Source organism: Pseudomonas sp. BCA17, from assembly GCF_004519405.1.
In the GTDB taxonomy this organism is placed as follows: Bacteria; Pseudomonadota; Gammaproteobacteria; order Pseudomonadales; family Pseudomonadaceae; genus Aquipseudomonas.
On the sequence record NZ_SGWI01000008.1, the window covers coordinates 114,296 to 136,713 of the forward strand.

22 protein-coding genes are annotated in these 22,418 nt (G+C 60.0%); 8 read left to right on the forward strand and 14 right to left on the reverse strand.

Annotated features, from left to right (window positions below; translation table 11 throughout):
* Positions 1-206: 206 nt before the first annotated feature.
* The 9 genes from EXW71_RS25045 to EXW71_RS25085 all read right to left on the reverse strand — a co-directional run bounded on the left by EXW71_RS25045 (position 207) and on the right by EXW71_RS25085 (position 9,593).
* Positions 207-977 carry a S24 family peptidase gene (locus EXW71_RS25045; protein ID WP_134660526.1) on the reverse strand — a complete coding sequence of 257 codons (771 nt, stop codon included), beginning with the start codon at positions 975-977 and terminating at the stop codon, positions 207-209.
* 213 nt (positions 978-1,190) lie between these two features.
* A complete protein-coding gene (gene ppa / locus EXW71_RS25050) occupies positions 1,191-1,718 on the reverse strand; it encodes an inorganic diphosphatase (protein ID WP_003176323.1) in 528 nt (175 codons plus the stop codon).
* Between the two features lie 109 nt (positions 1,719-1,827).
* On the reverse strand, positions 1,828-2,643 hold the full coding sequence (locus EXW71_RS25055) for a zinc-dependent peptidase (RefSeq protein ID WP_134660527.1): 816 nt from the start codon (positions 2,641-2,643) through the stop codon (positions 1,828-1,830).
* Positions 2,644-2,649: 6 nt separating this feature from the next.
* Complete coding sequence (locus EXW71_RS25060; RefSeq protein ID WP_123717395.1) at positions 2,650-3,303, reverse strand: DedA family protein; 654 nt, start codon at positions 3,301-3,303, stop codon at positions 2,650-2,652.
* Between the two features lie 294 nt (positions 3,304-3,597).
* Entirely contained in the window at positions 3,598-4,056 is a 459-nt protein-coding gene (locus EXW71_RS25065) for an N-acetyltransferase (RefSeq protein ID WP_123717396.1), read from the reverse strand.
* Positions 4,057-4,145: 89 nt separating this feature from the next.
* A complete protein-coding gene (gene eutC / locus EXW71_RS25070; RefSeq protein WP_372241345.1) occupies positions 4,146-4,970 on the reverse strand; it encodes an ethanolamine ammonia-lyase subunit EutC in 825 nt (274 codons plus the stop codon).
* A gap of 11 nt (positions 4,971-4,981) precedes the next feature.
* On the reverse strand, positions 4,982-6,376 hold the full coding sequence (locus EXW71_RS25075) for an ethanolamine ammonia-lyase subunit EutB (RefSeq protein WP_134660528.1): 1,395 nt from the start codon (positions 6,374-6,376) through the stop codon (positions 4,982-4,984).
* Between the two features lie 53 nt (positions 6,377-6,429).
* On the reverse strand, positions 6,430-7,863 hold the full coding sequence (gene eat, locus EXW71_RS25080) for an ethanolamine permease (RefSeq protein WP_123717399.1): 1,434 nt from the start codon (positions 7,861-7,863) through the stop codon (positions 6,430-6,432).
* A gap of 209 nt (positions 7,864-8,072) precedes the next feature.
* Positions 8,073-9,593, reverse strand: coding sequence for an aldehyde dehydrogenase family protein (locus EXW71_RS25085; protein ID WP_123717400.1), 1,521 nt, complete (start codon positions 9,591-9,593; stop codon positions 8,073-8,075).
* 271 nt (positions 9,594-9,864) lie between these two features.
* Here EXW71_RS25085 and EXW71_RS25090 point away from each other — a divergent pair, with 271 nt between their 5' ends.
* The 5 genes from EXW71_RS25090 to EXW71_RS25110 all read left to right on the forward strand — a co-directional run bounded on the left by EXW71_RS25090 (position 9,865) and on the right by EXW71_RS25110 (position 15,464).
* On the forward strand, positions 9,865-11,796 hold the full coding sequence (locus EXW71_RS25090; protein WP_134660529.1) for a sigma-54-dependent Fis family transcriptional regulator: 1,932 nt from the start codon (positions 9,865-9,867) through the stop codon (positions 11,794-11,796).
* 98 nt (positions 11,797-11,894) lie between these two features.
* Positions 11,895-12,818 (forward strand): hypothetical protein, encoded by a 924-nt coding sequence (locus EXW71_RS25095; protein ID WP_256657140.1) that lies wholly within the window; start codon positions 11,895-11,897, stop codon positions 12,816-12,818.
* A gap of 393 nt (positions 12,819-13,211) precedes the next feature.
* Complete coding sequence (gene mpl, locus EXW71_RS25100) at positions 13,212-14,561, forward strand: UDP-N-acetylmuramate:L-alanyl-gamma-D-glutamyl-meso-diaminopimelate ligase (protein WP_134660530.1); 1,350 nt, start codon at positions 13,212-13,214, stop codon at positions 14,559-14,561.
* The gene (ubiX, locus tag EXW71_RS25105) at positions 14,558-15,187 is read left to right on the forward strand and encodes a flavin prenyltransferase UbiX (RefSeq protein WP_060754740.1); all 630 of its coding nucleotides are present in this window, start codon (positions 14,558-14,560) and stop codon (positions 15,185-15,187) included. Before mpl ends, ubiX begins: the two co-directional genes overlap by 4 nt.
* Positions 15,180-15,464, forward strand: coding sequence for a YceK/YidQ family lipoprotein (locus EXW71_RS25110; RefSeq protein WP_123717403.1), 285 nt, complete (start codon positions 15,180-15,182; stop codon positions 15,462-15,464). The genes ubiX and EXW71_RS25110 overlap by 8 nt, the downstream gene beginning before the upstream one ends.
* 68 nt (positions 15,465-15,532) lie before the next feature.
* Here EXW71_RS25110 and EXW71_RS25115 read toward each other — a convergent pair whose 3' ends face one another.
* The 3 genes from EXW71_RS25115 to EXW71_RS25125 all read right to left on the reverse strand — a co-directional run bounded on the left by EXW71_RS25115 (position 15,533) and on the right by EXW71_RS25125 (position 18,483).
* Positions 15,533-16,174 (reverse strand): oxidoreductase, encoded by a 642-nt coding sequence (locus tag EXW71_RS25115; protein WP_134660531.1) that lies wholly within the window; start codon positions 16,172-16,174, stop codon positions 15,533-15,535.
* 29 nt (positions 16,175-16,203) lie between these two features.
* The gene (locus EXW71_RS25120) at positions 16,204-17,922 is read right to left on the reverse strand and encodes a C13 family peptidase (protein ID WP_134660532.1); all 1,719 of its coding nucleotides are present in this window, start codon (positions 17,920-17,922) and stop codon (positions 16,204-16,206) included.
* 105 nt (positions 17,923-18,027) lie between these two features.
* Positions 18,028-18,483, reverse strand: coding sequence for a MaoC family dehydratase (locus EXW71_RS25125; RefSeq protein WP_123717406.1), 456 nt, complete (start codon positions 18,481-18,483; stop codon positions 18,028-18,030).
* A 159-nt stretch (positions 18,484-18,642) separates the two neighbouring features.
* On the opposite strand from EXW71_RS25125, the gene EXW71_RS25130 reads away from it, so the two are divergent.
* From EXW71_RS25130 to EXW71_RS25140, 3 genes are read left to right on the forward strand one after another with little or no spacing between them, the layout of a single operon-like run.
* Positions 18,643-18,996 (forward strand): CidA/LrgA family protein, encoded by a 354-nt coding sequence (locus tag EXW71_RS25130; RefSeq protein ID WP_090365632.1) that lies wholly within the window; start codon positions 18,643-18,645, stop codon positions 18,994-18,996.
* On the forward strand, positions 18,993-19,709 hold the full coding sequence (locus EXW71_RS25135) for an LrgB family protein (protein WP_134660533.1): 717 nt from the start codon (positions 18,993-18,995) through the stop codon (positions 19,707-19,709). Before EXW71_RS25130 ends, EXW71_RS25135 begins: the two co-directional genes overlap by 4 nt.
* A 21-nt stretch (positions 19,710-19,730) precedes the next feature.
* Complete coding sequence (locus EXW71_RS25140) at positions 19,731-20,324, forward strand: LON peptidase substrate-binding domain-containing protein (RefSeq protein WP_123717408.1); 594 nt, start codon at positions 19,731-19,733, stop codon at positions 20,322-20,324.
* Here the strand turns inward: EXW71_RS25140 and EXW71_RS25145 are convergent.
* Both EXW71_RS25145 and EXW71_RS25150 read right to left on the reverse strand, forming a co-directional pair.
* Positions 20,318-21,634: a bifunctional DedA family/phosphatase PAP2 family protein gene (locus EXW71_RS25145; RefSeq protein WP_123717409.1), complete on the reverse strand. Its 1,317-nt coding sequence runs from the start codon at positions 21,632-21,634 to the stop codon at positions 20,318-20,320. The genes EXW71_RS25140 and EXW71_RS25145 overlap by 7 nt on opposite strands.
* Positions 21,635-21,719: 85 nt before the next feature.
* Entirely contained in the window at positions 21,720-22,403 is a 684-nt protein-coding gene (locus EXW71_RS25150; protein WP_134660534.1) for a DNA-3-methyladenine glycosylase, read from the reverse strand.
* Between the last annotated feature and the right edge of the window lie 15 nt (positions 22,404-22,418).

Genomic DNA, 22,418 nt, shown 5'->3' on the forward strand with positions numbered 1-22,418 from the left:
CATTAAAAAGCCGGCTTGTGGCCGGCTTCTCGGGGACTGCGTCAGCTTGTTTTTGACAAACTTCACCAGCCTTCAAATCGCTCAGCCCACGTTGCGTCGGGCTGAATAGTAGGGGCATCCGCGGGAACTCCTCCGCTTCGCCTGGCAGGGCGCATAGCTAAAAGCCACCCCTGCCAAATGTGCCGCGTATGATACCCACATTCATCTCAATTGCCCACCTCAGGTTCCGATTTAGAGCCTTCCCAGCCCAATAAGTGCTCGTCCAGCGGTACGGGCGGGCGGCGGTTGTTGAGGGTGGACCACCAGAACACCCAACCCACGATCTGGAAACTCTGTTCGAAGCGTTGTTCGTAGGTCAGGTATTCGTCCGGGTGTTCGGCGGCGTTGTGGCTGCGCATGCGCAGGCCGCCGCCTGGACGGTTGTAGAGGTATTTGATGCGCAGCATGCCGTCGTGCTCGACGGCGTAGATTTCGCCGTCGATGATTTGGGTGCGGCCGCGGTCGATGGCGAGGGTGGCGCCTTGTTGGATGATCTCGATCATGCTGTTGTCGACCATGTAGGCGCCGCAGGCACGGTCGGGGTTCACGTTGAGTGTTTCGAGGGTGTGCAGTGAGACGCGGATGCGCTCGGTGGAGGTGAACGTGGGGTGGAGGGGAATCTCCACATCGAGTTTTTCCGGAGGGCAGGCGGGGCCTGTGAGGTACTTTCCGCTTTCTTCGCGGGCGAGTGCAGTCCTTGCAGTGGGGCCTTCCAACAGGAAGTTGGCCGGCGGGTGTTTGGGGCCAAGGCCGGTGTTCAGCCACCGGCTGGAGACGCACAACAACTCTGCGATCTCGTTGAGTCGGCCCATGGGGACACCGCGTTTGAACCAGTTGTTCACGTGTTGAGGCGTGACGCCGCGGTTCTTGGCGAAGTCGGAGGCGGAAAGATGAACTTCCCGTAATAGCGCTTTTAGACGATCACCTGATGTATTCATAAACGCAGAGTTTACTGGCCGGGAAAGCTATTCAAATAAACCATGCGTTGAATTGCGCGTGTAGGTTTTTGCTGGGTTGTAGCCGAATTTTTCTATATCTATACGGTGTTAAACGTTGGTGGTTGTTAGTTGAACTTGGCGTTTAACTTTTTCCATAAAAAAGCCCCGAATGATCGGGGCTTTTTAAATTGCCGAAGCAATGAGAAGTGGGTATCAGCCTTTGTAGGCGGCAACCGACTTCATGATCTCGGCGCGGGCGGCGTCTGCGTTGCCCCAACCGTCGATCTTCACCCATTTGCCTTTTTCGAGGTCTTTATAGTTCTCGAAGAAGTGCTTGATCTGCTCCAGCAACAGCGGCGGCAGGTCGGTGTATTCCTTCACGTCCACATACAGCTGGGACAGCTTGTCGTGTGGCACTGCGATAACTTTGGCATCGCCGCCGCCGTCGTCGGTCATGTTCAGGATGCCGACTGGACGTGCACGGATAACCGAGCCTGGGGTAACCGGGTAAGGGGTTACAACCAGCACGTCGAGGGGGTCACCGTCGTCAGCCAGGGTGTTTGGAATGAAACCGTAGTTGGCCGGGTAGAACATCGGGGTGGCCATGAAACGGTCAACGAACAGGCAGTCGCTGTCTTTGTCGATTTCGTATTTGATCGGCGCGTGGTTGGCCGGAATTTCGATGGCGACGTAGATGTCGTTCGGCAGGTCTTTGCCAGCCGGAATCTTGCTGTAGCTCATTGGGCGTTGCCCCCGTTAATTGGCCAAGAAACTTGGCCGGATTGGCCTAAAAGTGGCGGCGATTATAGGCACATTCTGACGCCGATGCCATGCGCCAGACGTCGCAAGCTCATACGCCGTGCGGCGGGTAGTGCGGGTCATGGGCTTGCAGCCGGGCCAGGCGTTCCAGCGGATCCTGGCGGTAAAAACGGCTGAGTTGCGCGTACACCTGCGGATAGTGGCTGACCAGTAAATCCGGGGCACTGAAGAAATATTCGCTGGTAACGGCGAAGAATTCCGCCGGGTTTTCGGCGGCGTAGGGGTCGATCTCGGTTTCGGCGTCCGGGTTGGCGTCCAACTGGCGATTGAGGTCATCAAAGGCGCTTTGCATCACACTGGCCCATTCCTGCACACGCATGTCATGGTGCAGCGGCGGCAGGCCGTTGGCGTCGCCGTTGAGCATGTCGAGTTTGTGGGCCAGTTCGTGGATGACCAGATTGTAGCCTTCCCATTTGCCACTGGCCAATACCCCGGGCCAGGCGAGGATCACCGGGCCTTGTTGCCAGGCTTCGCCGCTGTGTTCGCCGTCCCATTCGTGCTCGACGCCGCTGGCATCGCGATGGCGCTGCGGGCTCAGGAAGTCGTCGGGGTACAGCACGATTTCGTGAAAGCCCTGGTACCAGTCCAGGTCTCCCAGGTTCATCAAGGGCAGTTGCGCCTGGGCGGCGAGCAGCAGGCGTTGTTCCTGATGCAGTTCGACGCCGGGCAGGGCGGTGAGGTGTTTTTCGGCGAGAAACACCACGCAGGCTTCGCGCAGCCACTGGTCCTGCTCGGCGCTGATGCCGTCGAGGAAGGTCAGGTGGTGCCGCACCCGTTGCCAGGTGTCATCGGCAATCGGGTGCTTGGCCAGCAGGCGCCGGCGACGCCAGGCGCTGAGGGACCACATCGGTGATTACGGCTTGGCTTCGGAAGAAGTGTTGCCGAAGCGGCTGCGGATCACACCGATGATCATCGGCACGAGGGACAGCAGAATGATGAACACCACCAGCAACGACAGGTTTTTCTTGATAAATGGCACGTTGCCGAAGAAGTAACCCAGGGTCACCAGGCCACCGACCCAGATCACAGTGCCGAATACGCTGAACCCGAAGAAGCGCGGGTAGGGCATTTTGGCGATACCGGCGACGAACGGCGCAAAGGTCCGCAGGATTGGCAGGAAACGCGCCAGGGTCACGGTTTTGCCGCCGTGCTTGTCGTAGAAGTCGTGGGTCTTTTGCAGGTAGTCGCGACGGAAGATTTTTGAGTTCGGGTTACTGAACAAGCGTTCTCCGGCCGTTCGTCCGATCACATAGTTGGTGCTGTCCCCGAGGATCGCCGCCAACATCAACAGGCCTGCCAGCAATACCGGGTCCATACCGCCACCTGCGGCGACGGCACCGGCGATGAACAGCAACGAATCACCCGGCAGGAATGGCATGACCACCAGGCCGGTTTCACAAAAAATAACCAGAAACAAAATGGCGTAGATCCACACACCGTAGTTTTTCACCAGCATGTCGAGGTACACGTCGAGATGCAGGATAAGGTCGAGCGGGTTGAAATCCATGAATGGCACCTGTGTGAATGGCCCGGCTCAGCAGGCCAGTGCGGGGGCTACGGTTAAGTTAGGCTACAAGCTTGTGTCGTGATTCTTACAACCGAAAGAGGCCCGCATTATACGGATCGGCAAGTGAAAAGCGTGTTGGTTTTGTAGCGGGGGATGTCGCGGTTATCCAGGATATACATCGATCTGAAGGTGGGACGGGGTTGCTCCGATTGCGCAGTGCCAGTCGTCGACACGTCCATTGACTGACCTGCCGCAATCGGGCCAAGCCCCCTGCTACAGGTGATTGTGACGAAGTCAGTCTTCACTGATCGGCAGCACATAGCTCTTGAACTCGGTGTCTTCACGAAACCCGATCGACTCATAGGTCTTCTGCGCCACCTCATTGTCACTGCTGGTGGACACCCGCAGCCGTACCGCATGGGTTTCCTTGGCCATCTTCTTCGCCGTGCGCATCAAGTTGTCTGCCACCAGCTGGCGGCGGGCGTCTTCGGCCACATAAATGTCGTTGAGAATCCACACGCGCTTGAGCGACAACGACGAAAAGCTTGGGTACAGCTGACAGAACCCCAGCAGCTTCTTGTCATCGTCATCCGCCAGGGCCAGGTAAATCACCGACTCCTTGCGCCGCAGGCGCTTTTCCAGGAAGGCCCGCGACGAGTCCGGGAACGGCAACGCGCCGTAGAATTCACGGTATTTGACGAACAAGGGTGTCAGCAGGTCCAGGTGTTCCAGGGTCGCTTGAGTAATCCGCATGTCAGGCCTCGACGTCTAAATGGGGGATGACCACGCAAGGGGCCGTGACTCGATGCTGCCTAACGGCGCTAAAAAGCGCAATCGTGCTGCTATCGGTCATCCGGTGGGCTGAGCAGGAAATTCCCTTTCATCAGGTCCGGATCATCCGACTCGATGGTCTGAACCTGCGCCTCGTCCTTGAGATTGACCCCCGACAGTTGCCGGCGACACGCCTCTTTCATCAAGTAAAGCAGGCGATGAGCCGCCATGCCGTAGCTGAGGCCCTCAAGGCGTACATTGGAAATGCAGTTACGGTAAGCGTCGGTGAGGCCGACCTTGGGGTTGTAAGTGAAGTACAGCCCCAGGCTGTCCGGCGAACTCAGCCCTGGTCGTTCGCCGATCAGGATCACCACCATCCTGGCGCCGAGTAATTGGCCGATTTCGTCGGCCACCGCCACGCGGCCCTGTTCTACCAGAATCACGGGCGACAAGGACCAGCCTTCGGCGTGGGTCTGTTCCTCCATGCGTGCAAGAAACGGCAGCGTGTGTTTATGCACCGCCAGGGCCGACAAGCCATCCGCGACGACCACGGCCAGGTCGACGCCGCCGGGGTGGGCGCTCGCGTAGTCGCGTAACTGCTGAGCGGATTCATCACTCAGGCGTCGCCCCAGGTCCGGGCGTTGCAGGTACATATGACGGTCGACGGCGGCACTGTGCAGCAACAGGCTGTCACGGCCACGTTCGGCCAACTGGCTGCTCAGGCCCGCATGATCGAAGGGCAAGTGCACCGCGTCGCGCGCCTGGGCGTGGGCGAATTGAAAATCCAGCTGCGCACTGGTGGGAATGCTGGTGCCGGTGCGGCCCAGCGCAATACGCGCCGGCGTGAGACGGCGCAGTTCGAGCCACGGGTTGTCGGGCAATTCTACGGGTTGCATCGGTGGCTCCTTCATCCCAATTGCGCCAAGGCGTGGCGAAAAGCTGGCGGCAAGCTGCTGCCAAAGTGCACCTTGCCGTCGGCTTGCGTGAAGATGCCCATTTTCGCCAGCCACTGTTCAAATTCCGGTGCCGGTTTCAAACCCAGGGTTTGACGGGCGTACAAGGCATCGTGAAACGAGGTGGTCTGGTAGTTGAGCATGATGTCGTCGGAGCCCGGGATGCCCATGATGAAGTTGATCCCGGCTACGCCCAGCAGGGTCAGCAGGGTGTCCATGTCATCCTGGTCGGCTTCGGCGTGGTTGGTGTAGCAGATGTCGCAACCCATCGGCACGCCCAGCAGTTTGCCGCAGAAGTGGTCTTCAAGGCCGGCGCGGATGATTTGCTTGCCGTTGTACAGGTACTCCGGGCCGATAAATCCTACGACCGTATTGACCAGAAACGGCTTGAAGTGCCGCGCCACCGCGTAGGCTCGGGTTTCGCAGGTTTGCTGGTCTACGCCAAAGTGCGCGTTGGCCGACAAGGCACTGCCCTGGCCGGTTTCGAAATACATCAGGTTCTGGCCCAGCGTGCCGCGGTTCAGGCTCAGGCCGGCTTCGTAACCTTCCTGCAGCACGCTCAGGCTGATGCCGAAGCTGGCATTGGCCGCCTCGGTACCGGCAATCGACTGAAACACCAGGTCCAGCGGCACGCCACGGTTGATCGCCTCAATGGAGGTGGTGACGTGGGTGAGCACGCAGGCTTGGGTGGGGATTTCGTAGCGTTGGATGATCGCGTCGAGCATTTCCAGCATGGCGCAGATCGAGGCGATGCTGTCGGTAGCCGGGTTGATGCCGATCATGGCGTCGCCATTGCCATAGAGCAGGCCATCGAGGATGCTCGCGGCAATGCCCGCCGGTTCATCCGTGGGATGGTTGGGTTGCAGGCGGGTGGATAAACGCCCGCGCAGGCCCATGGTGCCGCGAAACTGAGTGACCACACGGATTTTCTGCGCGACCAGCACCAGGTCCTGCACACGCATGATCTTCGATACGGCGGCAGCCATTTCCGGTGTCAGCCCTGGCGCCAGCGCGCGCAGGGAATGTTCATCGGCGGCGTCGCTGAGCAGCCAATCGCGCAGGCCGCCGACAGTCAGGTGGCTGACCGCGGCAAACGCCGATTTATCATGGGTGTCGATGATCAGTCGGGTGACCTCATCGCTTTCATACGGGATCAGCGCTTCTTCCAGAAAGTGCTTCAGCGGGATATTCGCCAACGCCATCTGCGCGGCCACCCGTTCACCGTCGTTCTGCGCGGCCACGCCGGCGAGAAAGTCCCCGGAGCGTGCAGGGCTGGCCTTGGCCATCACGTCTTTGAGGCTGTCGAAGCGGTAGGTTTGTGCACCCACCGCGTGGGAAAAACTTGCCATACAGTGTCTCCTTGGCGGCGCGGGCAAGGCGCTCGCGCCGAGGTTTACGGCATTCAGTGCAGGGCGGCTTCTGCGGCCTGGATCGCCGCGAATTCTTCTTCCGGCGTGCCCGCTACCAAGTGATGCCGGCTGTAGAAAGCAAAGTAAGCAATTAATACTCCATAGATGATCGCGGCGCCAATCACCACGCGGGGATCGACCAGAAAGCCCGCCACCACGGCCACGCAGGCCAGCACCAGGGCGATACCCGAGGTGAAAATCCCACCCGGTGTGCGGTATGGACGGTCCATTTTGGGGCGACGGATGCGCAAGGTGATGTGCGCGGCCATCATCAGCACGTAGGAAATGGTCGCGCCGAACACCGCCACCAGAATCAACAAGTCACCCTGGCCGGTCAGCGACAGGCCGAAACCAATGATGCCGGGGATCACCAGAGCCAGCACCGGCGCTTTGCTTTTGTTGGTCTGGGACAGTTTGCGTGGCAGGTAGCCCGCACGGGACAGGGCGAAAATTTGCCGCGAATAGGCATAGATAATCGAGAAAAAGCTGGCGATCAGCCCGGCCAGGCCAACCAGATTGACGAAGCCGCCCATCCAGGTCGAACCGCCGTAGGACAACGCCAGCGCCTCAACCAGCGGGTTCCCCGATTTGATCAGCGCGTACGTGCCGGCGCCGCCTGGCGCAATAACCAGAATCAACAAGGCAAAGCTGGTGAGCACTACGATAGCGCCGATCAGGCCCCGGGGCAGGTCGCGTTTGGGGTTCTTGGTTTCTTCGGCGGCCAGGGGCACGCCTTCTACGGCGAGGAAAAACCAGATCGCATAAGGAATCGCCGCCCACACACCGACGTAGCCGAACGGCAGGAAAGTGCTCGCACCCTTGGCCTGTGTCACCGGGATATCGAGCAGGTTGGCCACGTTGAAGTGCGGCACCATCGATACCAGGAAGACTCCCAGGGCAATGGCCGCGATGGCGGTGATCACAAACATCAGCTTCAGGGCTTCGCCCACGCCGAAGATGTGGATGCCGATAAAGATGATGTAGAACGCCAGGTAAATCATCCAGCCGCCAATACCAAACAGCGACTCGCAATAAGCGCCGATAAAAACCGCGATAGCGGCGGGAGCGATGGCGTATTCAATGAGGATGGCAGTACCCGTGAGGAAGCCGCCCCAGGGGCCGAAGGCGCTGCGGGCAAAACCATAGCCGCCGCCGGCGGTGGGGATCATCGATGACAGTTCGGCCAGGGAAAAACACATGCACAGGTACATGGTGGCCATCAGCAATGTCGCGAGGAACATGCCGCCCCAGCCACCTTGGGCCAAGCCGAAGTTCCACCCGGCGTAGTCGCCGGAGATGACATAGGCAACGCCGAGGCCGACCAGCAGCACCCAACCGGCGGCGCCTTTTTTCAGTTCGCGTTGTTGGAAATATTGGGAGTCGACTTTTTCGAAGTCGACAGAAGAACTTGTGGGTTCGCTAGGCATAGGGAAGTACCTTTCGTTGTTATTGTTTTAATTCGGCCTCTTTGGGCCGGATGCAATTGGCAAGTACTTATGAAGATCAACATGTGAGGGCGGAGTTGTTCGCGAAAGCGGTGGGTCAGTCAACAAATAAGCGACTGTCAGGCCGCTTTCGCGAGCAAGCCCGCTCCCACATTTTCAAGTGCATTTCAAATGAGGGAGCGGGTTGTCAGTTAGAAGAAGCCGAGCGGATTGATGTCGTAACTAACCAGCAGGTTTTTAGTTTGCTGGTAGTGATCCAACATCATCTTGTGGGTCTCACGGCCCACGCCGGATTTCTTGTAGCCACCAAATGCGGCATGCGCCGGGTACAGGTGGTAGCAGTTGGTCCATACGCGACCTGCCTTGATCGCCCGGCCCATGCGGTAGGCGCGGTTGATATCGCGGGTCCACACACCGGCGCCCAGGCCGAATTCGGTGTCGTTGGCAATCGCCAGGGCTTCGGCTTCGTCCTTGAAGGTGGTGATGCTCACCACCGGGCCGAAGATTTCTTCCTGGAACACGCGCATTTGGTTGGTGCCTTTAAGCAGGGTCGGCTGGATGTAATAGCCGCCGGCCATGTCACCGCTAAGTTGCTCGACTTTACCGCCGGTCAGCAGTTGCGCACCTTCGCCCTTGGCGATATCCAGGTAGGACAGGATCTTGTCGAACTGTTGCTCCGAGGCCTGGGCGCCCACCATGGTGTCGGTGTCCAGGGGGTCGCCACGTTTGATCTGCTCGACTTTCTTCATGACTACCTTCATGAAGTCGTCGTAGATCGACTCTTCGACCAAGGCGCGGGACGGGCAGGTGCACACTTCGCCCTGGTTGAAGAACGCCAGCACCAGGCCCTCGGCGGCTTTTTCGATAAATGAAGGCTCGGCTTTCATGATGTCGGCAAAGAAGATGTTCGGCGACTTGCCGCCCAGCTCAACGGTCGACGGAATGATGTTCTCCGCCGCTGCATGCATGATGTGCGAGCCCACCGGCGTGGAACCGGTGAATGCGATCTTGGCGATGCGCTTGCTGGTGGCCAGGGCTTCGCCGGCTTCTTTGCCGAAGCCGTGTACCACGTTGAGCACGCCCGGTGGCAGCAGGTCGCCAATCAGTTCCATCAGCACGTTGATGCCCAGCGGGGTTTGCTCGGCGGGCTTGAGGACCACGCAGTTCCCGGCCGCCAGGGCCGGTGCGAGTTTCCACGCGGCCATCAGCAGTGGGAAGTTCCACGGGATGATCTGGCCGACCACGCCCAGCGGTTCGTGGAAGTGATAGGCGGCGGTGAGTTCGTTGATTTCGGCGCTGGTGCCTTCCTGGGCGCGGATGCAGCCGGCGAAGTAGCGGAAGTGGTCGGCGGCGAGCGGGATGTCGGCGTTGAGGGTTTCACGCACGGCCTTGCCGTTGTCCCAGGTTTCGGTGATGGCCAGCAGTTCGAGATTCTGCTCGATGCGGTCGGCGATTTTCAGCAATACCAGCGAGCGGTCCTGGGCCGAGGTCTTGCCCCAGGCGTCAGCGGCGGCATGGGCGGCGTCCAGCGCCTTGTCGATATCTTTGGCAGTGGAACGGGGGAATTCGGCGATAGGCTTGCCGTTGACCGGCGAGGTGTTGGTGAAATAGTTGCCGTCGACTGGCGCAACGAATTCGCCACCAATGTAGTTGCCGTACTTGGCCTTGAACGAAACGATCGCGCCTTCAGTACCGGGGTGTGCATAACGCATGGTGGGTATCTCCTGGCTTTTATGTTTATTGGAGTGCAGCGCAAAGCGCTTGATAAAGCGTAGAGCAAAGGTTGGGCCACTGCTGCGCTTGCCAAGTAAATCAAGGGCTTGGGATTTATCGCAGGGCGTGACTGTGGCGCTTGTGGCACAGCCCGGGTGACAGCGTGTGCCATAAACGATACAGCTTGTGACCGGTGAGTCTGCCCGGGATTGCAATGGTCGTATGGCTGGGGGATGCTGGCTGTTCTCACGCAGGGAGAATAATAAGAACATGCACAACGATCATTTCAGCCGCCATGCCCAGCAAGTCTTGACCGTCACCCGCGGGCGAGACCTTTCCCAGGGCCCGGGCAGCGACCCGTCCATCGCCCGCTCCTGGTTGCGTTGCCTGGAGGACTATCACCTCGACCCCGCTCAGACCATCGCCCCCACCGTGCTTGAACACGGCCGTCTGCTGGAAAGCCGCGAACGCCTGCAGCAAGTGCTGCACATTGCGGGCAGCGAGATGAACAGCCTGCACCAGCAACTGTCGGGCGCCGGCCATGCCGTGCTGCTCACCGACGCGCGCGGGGTGATCCTCAACTGTGTGACCGCGCCGTCCGAGCGCAAGATTTTCGAGCGTGCCGGGCTGTGGCTTGGCGCCGATTGGAGTGAAGCCTGTGAAGGCACCAATGGCATCGGTACCTGCCTGGTGGAGCGCCAGTCCCTGACCATTCACCGCGACGAACATTTTCGCGGCCGTCACACCGGGCTGACCTGCTCTGCGAGCCCGGTGTTCGACCCGCATGGCGAATTGCTTGCGGTGCTGGATGTGTCATCTGCACGGCAGGCGGTGTCGCGCCAGAGCCAGTTCCACACCATGGCGCTGGTGAACCTGTCGGCGAAGATGATCGAGAGTTGCTATTTCCTGCGGCATTTTGAACATCACTGGCTGTTGCGCTTTCACCTGCAAGCCGAGTCGGTGGGGCTGTTCAGCGAAGGGCTGCTGGCGTTCGATGGGGAAGGGCGTATTTGTGCAGTCAACCAGAGTGCCCTGAACCTGCTGGGGCAGGGGCGCGGCGGCTTGCTGGGGCAACCGGTAGAGGCTTATTTCGACTGCTCCCTTGATTTGCTGCTCGGTCGGGCCAGCGCCAACGCCACGGCCAGCTGGCCGTTGCGTACCCGTGATGGCCGGCATCTGTTCGCCGTGTTGCGCGGGCAGTCGCGCAGCGTACCTGCTGCTATGCCCGCCCCTGTGGTCAAAGTCGAGCCGTCTCGCCAGCCCGGTATCTGCCTGGGTGATCCAGGGCTGCAAAGCGATTTTCGCAAAGCGCTGCGGGTGTTCGAGCGCGACGTGCCGTTGCTGGTCGGCGGTGAGACCGGGTCCGGCAAGGAAGCGTTCGCCAAGAGCGTTCACCAGGCCAGTCAGCGTGCCGATAAGGCTTTTATTGCCCTCAACTGCGCCGCCATTCCGGAAAGTCTGATTGAGAGTGAGCTGTTTGGTTATCGCGCCGGCAGCTTTACGGGCGCCCGTAAGGAAGGCATGCAGGGTAAGTTGCAACAGGCTGACGGTGGCACGCTGTTCCTCGATGAAATCGGTGACATGCCGCTCGCGTTGCAGTCGCGGCTCTTGAGGGTGCTGGAAGATCGCATGGTAGTGCCCCTCGGCGGCGAGCCTCAGGCGGTGAATGTCAGGATTATCAGCGCCACTCACCGCAACCTGATTGAGCGGGTGCAGGAAGGCAGCTTTCGGGAGGACTTGTACTATCGACTGAACGGCCTGGAAATTTCTTTGCCGCCTGTGCGTGAACGCAGCGATAAAGAGCAGTTGCTGGCGTTTTTGCTGGCACAGGAAGCAGGCGGACAACCGGTGTCACTGGACAACGCCGCGCGCCAGGCGCTGTTGGCTTACACCTGGCCGGGTAACGTGCGGCAGCTGCGTACGGTGTTGCGCACGTTGGTCGCGCTATGTGACAACGAAATGATCGGCGTGGATGATTTGCCCGCAATGATTCGTGTGGCGTCACAGCGCCCCAGCGTTACTGATGTACCGTCCCGTTCGAGGCTGGAGGATGCCGAGCGCCTGGCGTTGGTCAGTGTCCTGGAACAGCAGCGCTGGCAGATGACCCTTGCTGCGGAGCAGCTTGGGATCAGTCGTAATACCCTCTATCGGAAGTTGCGTAAGTATGGAGTCGAGTTGCGTATGAAACGTGAGAAGGGGTAATTATCCAGTTGCTTCTGTGTGTTGATGTGTGGAACTGGAGAAGTTTTCTATCCACTTATTGAGTGCCACTGAATGATTGGCCCAATGAGGTGATTGATATGAGAATTCCCGCTATTTTTAACCCGATTAAAATTGCAATCCATAAAATCAGCCCGCCAAAAGTTGAGATGCCTGTTTCTGGTATTGCAGGTAAGTACATACCTGCGCCCCGGGTGAACTTGCCCGGCGTTGCGCCTGATCCGAATCGAACACTGGCCAATCAGAACTTCAAGAAAATCGTGTTGGATATGAAGAATCCTGGCATCGCTGGCGTAAAGCTTCCGTCACATTCACACCCCGCTCCAAAGACGATGGGCGATGTTGTACAAAACATGATCACGGCTGATCGCTTGGTCAAGGCCGGTGTTTTCAAGACCGGGCCAGACTTGAAGACAGTAACGCGAGACGCTTTTGTCAATGCAGCGGTCAATGGCTTGGTGAGTACGCCCCTGAGCATTGGCACCTACGCAGGTTCGGTTTGGAGCGGTGAACAAATCAAGGGCGCGTTCTCTGCGAACACGCCCTTTTTGCCGCCTGCGCACCAGCCAGCGCCCAGTCAACAGTCAAAAGAGCTGGCCGGCCAGGTAAGTGGGGCGCCGAAGCCTGTGGTGGACGGTCTCGAGTTGCGCCTGGAAAACGCCGAATTGAAACTGCTATTGACGGTTAACACGATCCAATCATTTGCCGAGGGAAGTAAGGGGCTTGCACTGGATAAGTCGGAAAACTGGCCAACTGAGCCGGGTGCGCGTCTTGAACATATGGAGAAGTTATATGACGCTGCCGAAAAATCCTTGGTGGCGCTGGCTGAGAATAACGAATTCATCTTCAAACCTTATAAGCGTCAACTGCCTGCGTCTGAAACATCCATAACCTCGCGTCTTGATGTACTGGATAAAAGAAACGAGGCGATCCAGAAAATGATTGTTCGCATAATTAGTGTATTGCAGGCAGAGGCGCCTCAGGCGCCTGGGCAGGTCGTGTAATAACTGGGGTTTGCTGGGTCGTCGTTCCGGCACGCATTAAAGGACGATAAATCGCAAGTTTGGAGTGCCGGCGGACTGTGCAGGCATTGGACTTAAAGGGGGAGGGGGCGGCGGCTCGCCGGGGCGAGCGCCGTATGCCGTTAAAAGCGTGCCATTTGCCTAATGCCAGTCAGTTAAGAAGGAGAAAGGCTAAAACGTAACCTGTGGCGAGGGCGCTTGCTCCCGTTGGACTGCGCAGCAGTCCCATGCTTTGTAAACAGAGAGCGGGGCCGCTTCGCGGTCCAGCGGGAGCAAGCTCCCTCGCCACACATACAGCGTTCACCCTTAACTGACTGGCATTAGCCATTTGCCCCTCCCTGCGCTAACCTGCCGCGATGTTTTACGAGGTCGACTATGCACATTCATATTCTTGGTATCTGCGGCACATTCATGGGTTCGATGGCAGTTCTGGCCAAAGAGCTGGGCCATCATGTCACCGGCTCCGATGCCAACGTCTACCCACCCATGAGCACGCAACTCGAGGCCCAGGGCATCGAGCTGACCCAAGGCTATGACCCGTCGCAATTCGACCCGGTGCCCGACCTGGTGGTGATCGGCAATGCCATGACCCGTGGCAACCCGGCGGTCGAGTATGTGCTCAATAAAGGCTTGCCTTATGTCTCCGGCCCGCAGTGGCTGGCGGACCATGTGTTGCAGGGCCGCTGGGTGCTGGCGGTTGCCGGCACTCACGGCAAGACCACTACCAGCAGCATGCTGGCCTGGGTGCTGGAGCATGCGGGCATGAGCCCGGGCTTCCTGATCGGTGGGGTACCGCAGAATTTTTCGGTATCGGCACGCCTTGGCGACACGCCATTTTTCGTCATTGAGGCGGATGAATACGACAGTGCGTTTTTCGATAAGCGTTCCAAGTTCGTCCATTACCGCCCGCGCACGGCCATATTGAACAACCTTGAGTTCGATCACGCGGATATCTTCCCCGACCTGGCGGCAATCGAGCGGCAATTCCATCACTTGGTGCGCACCATCCCGAGTGAGGGCCTGGTCATCCATCCCACGACGGAGCCCGCCTTGCAGCGCGTGATCGAGATGGGCTGCTGGACTCCGGTGCAGACCACCGGCGCCGGCGGGCAGTGGCAGGTCAAACTGCTGAGCGAAGATGGCTCCCGATTTGAAGTACTGTTTGAAGGTGAGTCCCAAGGCATCGTCGATTGGGGCATGACCGGCCAGCACAACGTTGCCAATGCCTTGGTCACCCTGGCGGCGGCACGGCACGTGGGTGTGGTGCCCTCCATGGGGATCGCCGCGTTGAGTGCTTTCAAGAGCGTCAAGCGCCGTATGGAAAAGGTCGCCGAGGTGAACGGGGTCACTATCTACGACGACTTTGCCCACCACCCGACGGCGATTGCCACCACTTTGGATGGCCTGCGCAAACGCGTTGGCGACGCGCCGATCATCGCCATTGTCGAGCCGCGCTCCAACTCCATGAAGCTCGGTGCACACCGTGATGGCTTGCCGGAAAGCGTCAACGACGCCGATCAGGTGGTCTGGTATGCGCCGGCCAACCTTGGGTGGGATCTGCCGGCCATCGCCGCGCTGTGCACCGTGCCGTCGAAGGTGTGCGACTCGATCGAGGGCATCATCGAACACGTCAAGCAGTTGGTCGCCCCTGGCACCCATGTCGTGGTGATGAGCAACGGCGGTTTTGGCGGCCTGCACGGCAAATTGGCCGAGGCGCTGAAATGAGCGGCCCCGAGCGCGTCACCCTGGCGATGACCGGCGCTTCCGGCGCGCCCTATGGGCTGCGCCTGCTCGATTGCCTGGTGCGTGAAGACCGCGAGGTGCATTTCCTGATCTCCAAGGCCGCGCAGTTGGTGATGGCGACCGAGACCGATGTCGCGCTGCCGGCCAAGGTGCAGACAATGCAGGCGTTCCTCACCGAATATACCGGTGCGGCCGCCGGGCAGATCAAGGTGTACGGTAAAGAGGACTGGATGTCTCCGGTAGCCTCTGGATCCGGTGCGCCGGCAGCCATGGTGGTGGTGCCATGTTCCACCGGTACGCTGTCGGCGATTGCGACGGGGGCGTGTAACAACCTGATCGAGCGGGCGGCTGATGTGACGCTGAAGGAGCGTCGCCAGTTGATCCTGGTGCCGCGCGAAGCGCCGTATTCGAGCATTCACTTGGAGCACATGCTGAAGTTGTCGAACATGGGCGTGACCATCTTGCCAGCATCGCCGGGCTTCTATCATCAGCCGCAGACCATCGATGACCTGGTGGATTTCGTGGTGGCGCGCATTCTCAACCTGCTGAATATTCCCCAGGACATGCTGCCTCGTTGGGGTGAACACCATTTGAGCAGTGATGAATAAGGCGCTGCTGGTGCTGCTGGCGCTGCAACTGACGGGCTGCGCTACCGCACGTACACTGGATGCGGCGCAACCGGGGGCGCCGGTGGTGTATGCCGGCACGCGGTTGGACCTGTATGCAATGAACGGCGGCTGCTGCGCCAAGGACAGGTTTGGTGCCGAAGCGCCGACTTATCCTGGCGTGGATCTGCCGGCGAGCGCGGTCCTGGATACGTTGTTGTTGCCGCTGTCGGTGTTGACGGTGCTGGGCGTCGGGTTCAACGCAACAGGTGGCCTCTAGGCTGGGTCTTCAGGGCAACAGGAGCAAGCCCTTCGTCATTTGAACCTTAGCCAGGGCTTTTGATTGAGTTACTTGCCGAGCTTGCGCAGCTCATCCGACTCCACCACCCGCACCCCATCCTGCTCTTCCAGCGCCAGGCGCCACATGGCGCGGGCCAGTTCACAGACCTCGATGCCGTGATATTTGCCTGGGATCAATCGCGACAACGGCCCGGCCAACTGTTCGGCCAGTCGCGGTTCAAGGCGCTCCCCCAGCAAGAGCGAGGGCCGCACGATGGTCAATTGCGGCCAGTCTTGCGCCTTCAATGCCTGCTCCATTTCTCCTTTGACCCGGTTATAGAAAATCGAGGATTTCGGGTCGGCGCCAATGGCGCTGATCACGATCAAATGGCGCGCACCCATTTCCCGTGCGCGTTTGGCAAAGGCCACCACCATATCCAGGTCAACGGCGCGAAAGGCAGCTTCCGAGCCCGCTTGCTTGATGGTGGTGCCCAGGCAGCAGAAGGCGATATCCACCTGGCCGCTCAGTTGCGGCAGGAACACGGCGGGGTCACCCACCGGGTTCTCCAGGCGCGGGTGTTCAGCCAGGGGTTTGCGGCTCGGCGCCAGTACGCGGGTCACCGTGGGTTCGTTGAGCAAGCGGTCGAGCAGGTGCTCGCCGGTCAGTCCGGAAGCCCCGGCCAACAGGATATGTTGAGGTGTCAGGTACATGGTGTTTCCCCCTTGTTACACGTTACAGCTTAGTTGCCTTTGGCTTCCTTGCTATTCATTGAGACGCTTTCGAGCGCCTTTCGTGCCTGCTGTTTACGTAAGAGTTGCCAATGGGCGACCACGCCTTTGGGGGCCCATATCTGTGGTTCCGATGCTTCGAAGTTGTCGGCTTGTTCGCGCTCGGACACGTGCAGTTGTGCCAGCTTGAACGCTTGCTGTAAATCGTCGGTCTGGTTGAAAGCCTGTGCGAAAAGGGCATCGCCAAAGTAGGTGAAATCTGCTTCCTCGGAGCAGCCGAAGGACACGCGATCGGCGCGGGAAGCGGTCATGATCAAGGTGCGTTCATCCTTGAGTGCCGGGATGAAGCCACCGGAGTAGCAGGCGGAGATCACGACGATCTTGTCACGGTTTTTCAGCGGTTCGAGCACGGCGGCCAACTCGTCGGCGGGCAGGTCGGCCAGTTCCATGCGCGGCTGGTCCAGCACGAACTCGTGTTCGTGGGTGCCGTGGCTGGTCATGTAAATAAACACCAGGTCTTCCGGTCCGGTGCGCTCGGCCAGGGTTTGCACGGCGCGGCGCAGGCTCTCGCGAGTGGCCAGCGGGCGGTCGGTGATATGGTCGCGGTGGTTGACCAGGCGAATCTGGCCCCGTGCACCGAAGCGGCTGGCGAGCATGTTGCTGACGTAGTCGGCTTCACGCAGGAACACGCTTTGCTTGCCGTCGCCGGCTATGGCCAATGTATAGAGCTCGACGGCGGGCGTGGAGGGCGGCACCGCCGCGAGCGCCGCATCGAGCAAGCGGCCTTGGGCCAGCACGCCGATTTCCAACGGGTCGGGCAGCAGCTTGCCGTCAGCATCGCGTACACGCATGCCGTTGACCCAGGTGCCGGCCTCTACGGTGCCGTCGGTGAGCACGAGGGTGCCTTTGCCTTGATAGTTGTCGCTATCGAAACCGCCGATATAGAAGCTGCCATCGGTGAGGTTCAGGCGACCCTCGCCGGTAAAGCGCCATTCGCTGAACTGGCCCACGTAGTGACTGCCGTCGACGCCGATCAGCTCGCCCTTGCCGCTGAGGGCGCCTTCCTTGAACTGGCCGATCCACACGTCGCCGTCGGCGTTTTCATAGCGGCCTTTGCCGTTGAGCTGGTTCTGCTTGAACTGACCGATGTAGATATCGCCGTCGGCGCTGTTGAAGGTGCCATTACCCTCGAGCTGACCATCGACGAAGTGGCCGCTGAACTGGTTGCCGCTGTCGTCGTTGCGCTGGCCTTCGCCATTGGGTTTGCCGTGGGCGAACTGGCCCTGGTACTGGCTGCCGTCGGCGAGTTCCAGGCGACCGAGGCCGGAATACTGGTCGTTCAGGAACTCGCCGCGATAGGTCATCTGCCCCTCTTTGAGGGTGCCCTCGCCGTTGCGCCGACCGTTTTTGAAACCGCCGACGTAGCTGCTGCCCGGGGTGGTCAGGCTGCCCTGGCCGTCGAACAAGCCCTGCTTGAACTCGCCTTTATAGACCTCGCCGTTGCTGCCGTGCCATTCGCCCTGGCCGTGCCACTGGCCCTTGTCGAAATGCCCGGCGTACCAGCTGCCGTTGGGGTAGTCCACACGGCCCTGGCCTTGCAACAGGCCGTTGACCACATCGCCACGATAGCGGCCGCCATCAGGCAGGCGCGCATCGGGCGGCAACAGCGATTCGCCGTCTCCGCAAGCGGTGAGCAACAGGGCAAGGGCAAGGGGAGCGAGTGGGCGCATAGCGGGATCCGGATAATTGAGCGCCGAGTATGCCGCAGCTGCGAGATTCATACATAAATTTACATACACTGTGGCAAGGTTTATCGCCTCACCACAGGCTCGGCCTTACACGAAGCAGAGTGACAACGACTCGGCAATGTAAGCGGGCTTTTCCTGGCCTTCGATTTCCAGGGTGGCGGTGGCTTTAAATAGCCATTGGCCAGGTTTTTTCTCGTGGACGTCGGTGAGGGTAACGTTCAGACGCACGTTGGAGTTCACTTTCACCGGCTGGATGAAGCGCACGCTGTCCAGGCCATAGTTGACCGCCATCTTCAGGCCCTCGGGCATGATCAGGATGTCTTCCATCAGCTTGGGCATCAGCGACAACGACAGGAACCCGTGGGCGATGGTGCTGCCGAACGGCGTCTGGGCGGCCTTGACCGGATCGACGTGGATGAACTGATGATCGCCGGTGGCTTCGGCGAACAGGTTGATACGCGCCTGGTCGATGGTGAGCCATTCGGAGCGTCCCAGTTCCTTGCCGACATAATCTTTGAGCTGCGCTACAGGTACATAGGGCATTGCGACTCTCCTTGGTTCATCGGTTTTATAGGTCTGCGAGATCCATGGTAGATCATCATGGGCAATCAGCCCGGTCAACCCACCATGCCTTTGGCGAATGCCGGAGCATACGGCGGGCATGCTTATAATGCGTACGGGCTTTGAGGGGGGAGAGAGCGGATGCTGTTACGTGGCCTGACCTGGCTGGTGCTGTTTCAATTGATCGGTACGGCGATCAACCATTTGCTATTGCCGGTGCTGCCGGGACCGATCATTGGCTTGTTGCTGATGCTGGGGTTCCTGATCTGGCGCGGTGAAGTCGGCGAGCCCCTGAGCCTGGCGGCCGGCAGCCTGCTGCGTTACTTGCCGCTGCTGCTGGTGCCGCCCGCGGTGGGCGTGATGGTATATGCCAAGGACATTGCCGCCGACTTCTGGGCCATCGTCGGTGCGCTGGTGGTGTCGTTGGTGATTGCCATGGGGTTTGTCGGCGTGCTGATGCAGCAGTTGGTCAAGCGCAAGGAGAAGGACCAATGACCCTCGACTGGCTGGGCGCGTGGACGGCGGTGATTCATCATCCGCTGTTCGGTATCGGTATCACCCTGGGCGCCTATCAACTGGTGTTGGCGGGTTTCGAGAAAACCCGCTGGATCTTCCTGCAACCTGTGCTCGTCTCCATGCTGCTGGTGGTCGCTGTGCTGCTCACCTGCGGCCTGAGCTACACCGAGTACCGCAAGAGCACCGAGATCATGGGCATCCTGCTCGGCCCCGCGACCGTTGCTCTGGCCGTGCCGCTTTATCTGAACTTGCGACGGATTCGCCAATTGTTCTGGCCGATTTTTACTACGCTGGTGATAGGTGGGGTATTGGCCACCGGCTTGTGTGTATGGCTGGGCTGGTGGTTTGGTGCCGAGCACATGATGCTGATGACCATGGCTCCCAAGTCGGTGACTTCGCCGATCGCCATGCTGGTGGCCGAGCAGATCGGCGGCGTGGCCGCATTGGCGGCGGTGTTTGTGCTGATCACCGGGGTGGTCGGCGCGATGATCGGCCCGACGTATCTTTCGGCCCTGGGCGTACACAGCCCTGAAGCGCGCGGCATGGCGCTGGGCATGACCGCCCACGCGGTGGGCACTTCGGTGGCCTTGCAGGAAAGCGAAGAGTGCGGCGCCTTTGCAGCGCTGGCCATGAGTCTGATGGGCGTGGCCACGGCAGTGTTCCTGCCGTTGGCCGTGTCGGTAATTGTTTAAACCAGGGTTAAGGAAACCTTTATGAGTCTGGCGCTGTTCCCGCTCAATACCGTGCTGTTCCCTGGCTGTACCCTCGATCTGCAGCTGTTCGAGGCGCGCTACCTGGACATGATCAGCCGCTGCATGAAAAAGGGCGAAAGCTTCGGTGTGGTGTGCATCCTCGACGGTAAGGAGGTGGGCCTGGCTCCCGACGGTTACGCGTTGATCGGCTGTGAAGCGTTGATCCGTGACTTCAAGCAGCAGGACAACGGCCTGCTGGGCATTCGTGTCGAAGGCGGGCGGCGTTTTCGCGTGCGGGATGCCGGTGTGCAGAAGGACCAGTTGCTGGTGGCCGACGTGCAATGGTTGGAAGAACTGCCGGACCAGGCGCTGGAAGAAGAGGACGCAGACCTGCTGGCGCTGTTGTATGCCTTGGCCGAACACCCGATGGTCGCTTCGCTGGACATGGGCACCCACGCCGACGGCCAGCAGGCCCTGGGCAATCAACTGGCCTACCTGCTGCCGTTCACCGAGGCGGATAAGGTCGACCTGCTGCAACTCGACGATCCGCAACAACGCCTGGATGCCATCCAGATGTTGCTCGACGAGTTGCAGGGCGAACTTTTCGCTCAGTAGGCGTAACGCAGCAGGGCGTTAGAGGTGCCGGTGAACGCGATGAAACTCAGTACCGCCACGATGGCCGGCAACAGCAACCACCAGGTTTTTTGCGGCATGGGTGGCAGTGGGCTGCGGTATTGGCTGGCGGTCAGGCTGAAGGCACAAACGCTCATCGCCAGCAGCGTGCCGGCCAGAATGTCCGTTGGCCAATGAGCGCCCAGGTAAACCCGTGACAGGGCAATGAACGCGGCGGGAATGCAGCCCAGCAGCAGCCAGGTCATGCGCAGGCGTGTGGGCTGACCGCGACCGGCCAGCACGGCGAGGGCCAGGAAGAACGCAAATGAACCTGAGGCGTGCCCGCTGGGCATGCTGAAACTGGTCAGCGGGTCGGTCAGGATTTCCGGGCGGCCACGGGCGAAAAACAACTTGGTGCCGGTGTTGATCACCGCTGCCCCCGCCAATGTAACGCCGACAAATATGGCATGGCGCCATTGCCGCGCCAGTAGCAGCAAGGCGGTGAACACCGCGCTGGCAAAGAACATCTTCTTGAACTCACCCAGTTGGGTGACCATCACCATGGCCTCGTCCAGCCACGGGCTGCGGTGCTCCTGCACCAGTGCACTCAAGCCCTGATCGAATGCGGCGAGGTGCGGGTAGCCGATAAACAGTGCGACCAACAGCGTCAGGCTGGCGCAGCCTATCCAGAGGGTGGCACGGCGATGGCCGCGCAGGCTGCAATTCAAGCTCACCCCCAGCAATACCGCGAGGCAGGCTGCGACAACCCCGGCCTGCGGCCAGAAACCTTCAGGCAGCGGCAGGCGGAACGCTGCGCCGGTCGCCCAGCCAGGCAACAGGTAAGCCACCGACCAGCCCGCCGCCGCCACAATGCTCACGGCGGCGAACCGTGGGAAGGGCATGTCGCACATGCCGGCCACCATGGGCAGCATGGGGCGCAACGGACCAATGAAACGTCCTACCAGCAGGCTGGCAATGCCGTACTTATGAAAGTAGGTTTCTGCACCGTTCATCCATTCCGGATGGTGACGCAGGCCGGGCAGGCGCCGAATATTCTGATGGAAGTGTCGCCCCAGATAGTAGGAAACCCCGTCACCCAATAAGCCGCCGAGGAAGCCCAGCAGGAGGGTTTCACTCAAGGAGAGTGCGCCGCTGCCGGCCAGCGCGGCAATCGCAAACAGCAACACGGTGCCCGGTACGATCAGCCCGGCGATGGCCAGGCATTCCACGCAGGCGACGATAAATACCGCCACTGCCAGCCATTCGGGGTTCAGGGTCAGCCAGCCGGTAATGCTATCGAGCCATTGGCTCATAAATCCTCACCCTCTCTCATGCGAATGCGTAATCAGCACCACTAAAATTCAAACTGTGGGTTTCCCTGTGTTGCGGCGACCGTGCTCACAACAAAAAATAATCGCGGCCTTCGACCTGGCCTCGGCGCAAGGGGTTCCGCGTGCAATAAGGCGCGTAGTCGGCATCGACAAAGCGGTACATCAGGTGTTCATCGCGTCCGCTGGGGATGCCCAGGCGGGTGGTCTGGATGATGCGCGTCGGCGTCTGGCCTACGTCTTCCACATAGAGCGACGCGTGGTCGAAACGTTTGGCATCCCACATCGGCACTTTCAGGCCCAATGCTTTGCACAGCAGGGTCTGGCCGGCGCACAGCTTCTGCGATGGGCGCGGGTTGCCGTTGGCGTCCGGATTGTTCATGAGCATCTGCGCCAGACTCGCCGGGCCGGACACGTCGTCTACCCACGGATAGGCGGACTTGATCAGTACGGCATTGCCCGGGCCCTTGGCGCTGAAGTTGAGCGAGTCGCCACCACGGGCGTAGTACATATAGATATGGCCACCATCCAGAAACAAAGCCTTACGCTTTTCTGTGTAGCCGAGTGACGCGTGGCTGCCCTTTTCGGCCACGTAATAGGCTTCGGTTTCAATAATTCGCGCTGAAAGCCAGAGATCGCCGACGCGATGACGTATGACTTTTCCGAGTAAATCTCGTGCAAGCAGTTGCGCGTCGCGGTCGAAGAAGCCATCGGGCAGGGCGCTTGAGGGGCGTTCAGGTAAAAAAATAGACATGGCAGTAAGAGGTTG

Coding starts and splice junctions, on each gene's coding strand:
- EXW71_RS25045 (WP_134660526.1), bottom strand. CDS start 977: ATGAATACATCAGGTGATCGTCTAAAAGCGCTATTACGGGAAGTTCAT.
- ppa (WP_003176323.1), bottom strand. CDS start 1,718: ATGAGCTACAGCAAGATTCCGGCTGGCAAAGACCTGCCGAACGACATC.
- EXW71_RS25055 (WP_134660527.1), bottom strand. CDS start 2,643: ATGTGGTCCCTCAGCGCCTGGCGTCGCCGGCGCCTGCTGGCCAAGCAC.
- EXW71_RS25060 (WP_123717395.1), bottom strand. CDS start 3,303: ATGGATTTCAACCCGCTCGACCTTATCCTGCATCTCGACGTGTACCTC.
- EXW71_RS25065 (WP_123717396.1), bottom strand. CDS start 4,056: ATGCGGATTACTCAAGCGACCCTGGAACACCTGGACCTGCTGACACCC.
- eutC (WP_372241345.1), bottom strand. CDS start 4,970: ATGCAACCCGTAGAATTGCCCGACAACCCGTGGCTCGAACTGCGCCGT.
- EXW71_RS25075 (WP_134660528.1), bottom strand. CDS start 6,376: ATGGCAAGTTTTTCCCACGCGGTGGGTGCACAAACCTACCGCTTCGAC.
- eat (WP_123717399.1), bottom strand. CDS start 7,863: ATGCCTAGCGAACCCACAAGTTCTTCTGTCGACTTCGAAAAAGTCGAC.
- EXW71_RS25085 (WP_123717400.1), bottom strand. CDS start 9,593: ATGCGTTATGCACACCCCGGTACTGAAGGCGCGATCGTTTCGTTCAAG.
- EXW71_RS25090 (WP_134660529.1), top strand. CDS start 9,865: ATGCACAACGATCATTTCAGCCGCCATGCCCAGCAAGTCTTGACCGTC.
- EXW71_RS25095 (WP_256657140.1), top strand. CDS start 11,895: ATGAGAATTCCCGCTATTTTTAACCCGATTAAAATTGCAATCCATAAA.
- mpl (WP_134660530.1), top strand. CDS start 13,212: ATGCACATTCATATTCTTGGTATCTGCGGCACATTCATGGGTTCGATG.
- ubiX (WP_060754740.1), top strand. CDS start 14,558: ATGAGCGGCCCCGAGCGCGTCACCCTGGCGATGACCGGCGCTTCCGGC.
- EXW71_RS25110 (WP_123717403.1), top strand. CDS start 15,180: ATGAATAAGGCGCTGCTGGTGCTGCTGGCGCTGCAACTGACGGGCTGC.
- EXW71_RS25115 (WP_134660531.1), bottom strand. CDS start 16,174: ATGTACCTGACACCTCAACATATCCTGTTGGCCGGGGCTTCCGGACTG.
- EXW71_RS25120 (WP_134660532.1), bottom strand. CDS start 17,922: ATGCGCCCACTCGCTCCCCTTGCCCTTGCCCTGTTGCTCACCGCTTGC.
- EXW71_RS25125 (WP_123717406.1), bottom strand. CDS start 18,483: ATGCCCTATGTACCTGTAGCGCAGCTCAAAGATTATGTCGGCAAGGAA.
- EXW71_RS25130 (WP_090365632.1), top strand. CDS start 18,643: ATGCTGTTACGTGGCCTGACCTGGCTGGTGCTGTTTCAATTGATCGGT.
- EXW71_RS25135 (WP_134660533.1), top strand. CDS start 18,993: ATGACCCTCGACTGGCTGGGCGCGTGGACGGCGGTGATTCATCATCCG.
- EXW71_RS25140 (WP_123717408.1), top strand. CDS start 19,731: ATGAGTCTGGCGCTGTTCCCGCTCAATACCGTGCTGTTCCCTGGCTGT.
- EXW71_RS25145 (WP_123717409.1), bottom strand. CDS start 21,634: ATGAGCCAATGGCTCGATAGCATTACCGGCTGGCTGACCCTGAACCCC.
- EXW71_RS25150 (WP_134660534.1), bottom strand. CDS start 22,403: ATGTCTATTTTTTTACCTGAACGCCCCTCAAGCGCCCTGCCCGATGGC.